We start from the raw sequence: 3,793 nt of genomic DNA on the forward strand, positions 1-3,793 counted from the left end.
GGGTCACAGCTGGCTACGGCGGTAAATGCGTGGATCATCCAGATTATGTTGCTCATCAGGCCGTGTCGGGTTGCAATGTTGTCAAAGGTGTCGATGTAAGTAGTACGGGCCTCCTGTCGTGGGTTTATTTCCATCAGGCCTTCTTCCATGGCCAGTTCGATATCATCGTGGCGCTTGGCGGTCTTGGCGCGCTCCAGGCCGTAGCCGATGTCTTTGGCCATTCCGTTGTTGCTGCTGCTGACCACATCCAGCGCCTGGCGAAACTGGCCCTTGGCGATCAAAGGGTAGACGTCTTTCCAGGTTTTCTGGTTCTTTGCCTTGGTGGCCTGAAGGTAAATGATACGTTCCAGGGACAGGGCAAGGCCCAGGGCCAGGACAACAAGAATGGGGTACATGAAGAAACCGCCATCCTGAATAAAGGTAATAGCGGTCTCGACAACGCCAGAGTTCTGGGCGGCGGTGGTGGTGGGCATGGACTTCTCCTGCGGTATTCCTGTTAGTGTTATTGTTTCGCGTGCAGCTACGCCGACGTGGTGGCTGCTACACCTTCCCCAAAGCGCCAATTTTTATCAGAAAAAAGGCCCGGGCGCATCTAGTGATATCGGTTGATGTGCTATTTCAGGAACAGATCATCGTTATCCGGCTCCTGATTAAGAAGCTGGTGATACTCGATTTCCCGCATCAACACCTCCTGATCCAGGGGTTCCAGTACCCGGTTGAGCAGGGAAGAAGTGGGATCTTTTTTCTCCAGCTTCACCTCCCGGTCCTTCCAGGGCACCACGTTGAGCACCGTGGGGGCTTCCTGGGTCCCGATCACATTGGTGGATGCTTCCTGGCCATCGCCTTCAGCGTGGCTGACTGCGGCGCACAGAAGGGCGGTGATCATGAGTAAGGGGCGCATCAGTTCAACTCTCCATTCTTGTTACCGGCATCCTGGTTCGCCACTGGCTGGCTGGGGGCGTCCGGGGCTCTGCGCTGCAGGTCTACAATCCAGTTGGCCACGTTCTCATCCGGCAATTTCTGCAGGTTCTGATAGGCCTGAAAATGTTCCAGTGCCAGGTGCAGATCCTGCAGGTAAAGCTCGGCGAGAACCGCCAGATTGAAATGAGCGCGAGCATATTTCGGGTCCAGAACCAGGGCCCGCTCGTAATGGATACGGGCATCATCGAACTGACCCTGCTCACGCAATGCCAGCCCCAGGCCGTTGTGGGCATAGGGGTTGGCATCGTTGATGGCCAGGGATTGTTCGAAGGCCTGCTGTGCCTTGGCGTAGTCTTCCTGTTCCATGTAGATCAGACCCACATTGAGCTGAGGGCCGGAAAGTTGTGGGAAACGCTCACCCAGGGAACGAAACATCACCAGGGCTTGCTTGTCTTTGCCTGCCATTCGAGCTTGCAAGGCACGGGCATACTCTGCCATGGCCTGCTCGGCGACCTTTTCCACCTTGGGGTCGTGGGGTACCGGCGGAATATGAATGGCATCACTGTCGGCGGCAGCACCACCGTCTTTCTGTTGCTCATATTTGCTGGTGCCGCCCTCGCCGGAGCCTTCCAGTCCAATGCCGCCCTTGCTGGCACAGCCTGACAGCGCCAGGGCAGCGAGCAGTGCGGTGGCCGCGCTCAGGCGGCCGCGATCAGTAAATGATGTCCACATAGCTTTCTACCTGTTCAAACTTCGCATAGCGGCCGGGGATCAGTTCTGCCAGAGCGCCAAAGCTTTTCTTTACCCACTGGTCATAAATATCGTCGGTGACCAGATTGGCATTGGCGATAAGGATGTCGATGGCCTGGTCCTCGTAGGGGAAGGCCTTGTCTTCTAGCAGCATGGTGTACTCTTCCAGCTCCAGTTCATCCAGCCCGTTCGGGCGTTCGGATGCGATCAGGTCGCGGGCCAGTACCCGGTACATTTCGCCGATCTTGTAGTTGGCGGCGGTGGCATATTCCGCGACGCCGATGTCAGCGACTGCCTGGTAATCCGCCAGGGCTTTTTTCATGACTTCGGTCTTGGCCGCCAGGGAGGCTTTCAACGGTTGGTCAAGCGCAATGCGTTTGAATTCCGCGAAGTGGGGTTCTGCCAAGGTAAAGCTGGCGTAGGCAGCCAGCCAGGCAACCCGGTCATTGGCGTCACTGCCGGCTTCCCGATAGCTGGTGACCAGTTGCTGCAACCAATAGCTTTCCTGCTCGCTGTTGCCGGTTTTCCGGTTCAGCTCTACCAGCCGGAATTGGGCTTCAGAGCGGAAATCGTAGGGTTGTGGCCATTCCTGAAGGTACTGCTGGTAGAGGGCAATGGAAGCCTGGGGCTGTTCGGCCCGGTCCTGCATTTCCGCTGCTTTCCACAACGCCTGGCGGGAGAGCTCCGGATCGTCGCCTTTGTAATTGGCAGCAATCAACTGTAGCTCGCCGGCAGCGGCGGTGTAGTTGCCCTGTTTCTCGTAGGCAATGGCCAGCTTGTCAGGAATGGTGTCGGTGAGCGGGTCGTCGGGATAGCGCTGACGGAAGGCTTCCAGAACCGGGATGGCATCAGCGCCGCGGCCCTGGTTAATGAACAGGGTGGCAGCATCGAATTCCGCGTTCTTGCGAACCGCCGCTTCCGGTACGGCCTGGCCGACGCGCAGGAAGGTGGCAGCGGCGATATCCAGGTTACCCTGTTCCTGCTGCTGCTCAGCCTGACGGTAAATGCTGACCGCCAGCTTCTCCCGATATTGCGCGCGTTGTTCGCTGGGCATCTGCATGTCGAGCAGTTTGCCGTAAGCCATTTCGGCAACCTTGAAACGGCCCAGATCGAATTCGCCGTTGGCAATGGTGGCCCAGCCGTAGCGCAGAAGCTCGGCGGAAGGTGGTGGCTGTCGATTGACCAGGATACCGGCGGTTTTCACTGCGCCTTCCACATCACCCAGCGCGAGTTGGTCCTCGGCGGTGTCATGCAACACATTGGGGACTTCCGGGTGTTCGGGGAAGCGTTGTCCGTATTGCTGGGCGCTGGCGATTTTCTTTCCCCGCCAACTGCTTTCCTGTTCCTCGCCCGGGTTGCTGTCGAGAATCTGCTGGTAGGCAACGAGGGCATTGAAGGCGGCATCACCGCCTTTTTCATACCCCTGGTACTGATAGGCCGTACGTTCAAATTCGTTGATAGCGGCAGGGTAATCCTCGGCGGCGTAGAGCACTTCCGCATAGCGGTGATTTACCTTGCCCTGGTCTTCGCTGGCTGGTGGTGTATCCAGGTATTCCTGGTACCAGCGCGCCGGGTTGCGGTAATCCGCCGGGTTGCCGGATTTCTGGGCCAACACATGATGGTATTCGGCCAGGTCGAGAATGTGTCCTTTGAGCAGCGAGACATACTCTTCACGAATATCGGGATGGCGGCTCCAGTAATCGCTGTTGATACCATAATGCTGAATGAATTTTTCCTTGGCCGGTAACACCAAGGTGGGGAAGCCGCCTTTCTGGTAGGCATCGATCTGCAGACTGGAGAATTCCGGTGCCAGAGTGGAATCCGGATACACCTGGACAAACATGTCGAAGGCTTCTGCCGCGTCGCGGAAACGCTCCTGGCTCAGGTAGACCTGGCCCAGCGAGCGGTAGATGTCCGGTTCGTAATCCCGCTTGCCGTTGCGCGAAAACCACTTTTTCACCGACTCCGGGCCATCCAGGTTTCTGAATGCCAGGCGCACCACGCGCTGGGTACCGGCAAACAAATTGTTTTCCATGCTGGTTTCGTCATTGAGCTCACTGGCACCATCCAGGGTGTCTAGCAGGGTGAAGAAGCTGGTCTGGGCCAGCTCTTAGTCGCCCAG

At 57.5% G+C, this 3,793-nt stretch carries 4 protein-coding genes; all 4 read right to left on the reverse strand.

Annotated elements, in window-relative coordinates:
* The coding region (locus ACFE0K_RS06105) for a MotA/TolQ/ExbB proton channel family protein (protein WP_434535216.1) at positions 1-473 on the reverse strand (473 nt) is incomplete at its 3' end.
* Positions 474-613: 140 nt separating this feature from the next.
* On the reverse strand, positions 614-901 hold the full coding sequence (locus ACFE0K_RS06110; protein ID WP_434535217.1) for a hypothetical protein: 288 nt from the start codon (positions 899-901) through the stop codon (positions 614-616).
* On the reverse strand, positions 901-1,653 hold the full coding sequence (locus tag ACFE0K_RS06115; protein WP_434535218.1) for a tetratricopeptide repeat protein: 753 nt from the start codon (positions 1,651-1,653) through the stop codon (positions 901-903). Before ACFE0K_RS06115 ends, ACFE0K_RS06110 begins: the two co-directional genes overlap by 1 nt.
* Positions 1,634-3,706 carry a tetratricopeptide repeat protein gene (locus tag ACFE0K_RS06120; RefSeq protein ID WP_434535219.1) on the reverse strand — a complete coding sequence of 691 codons (2,073 nt, stop codon included), beginning with the start codon at positions 3,704-3,706 and terminating at the stop codon, positions 1,634-1,636. Before ACFE0K_RS06120 ends, ACFE0K_RS06115 begins: the two co-directional genes overlap by 20 nt.
* Between the last annotated feature and the right edge of the window lie 87 nt (positions 3,707-3,793).

Source organism: Alcanivorax sp., assembly GCF_051117345.1.
In the GTDB taxonomy this organism is placed as follows: Bacteria; Pseudomonadota; Gammaproteobacteria; order Pseudomonadales; family Alcanivoracaceae; genus Alcanivorax.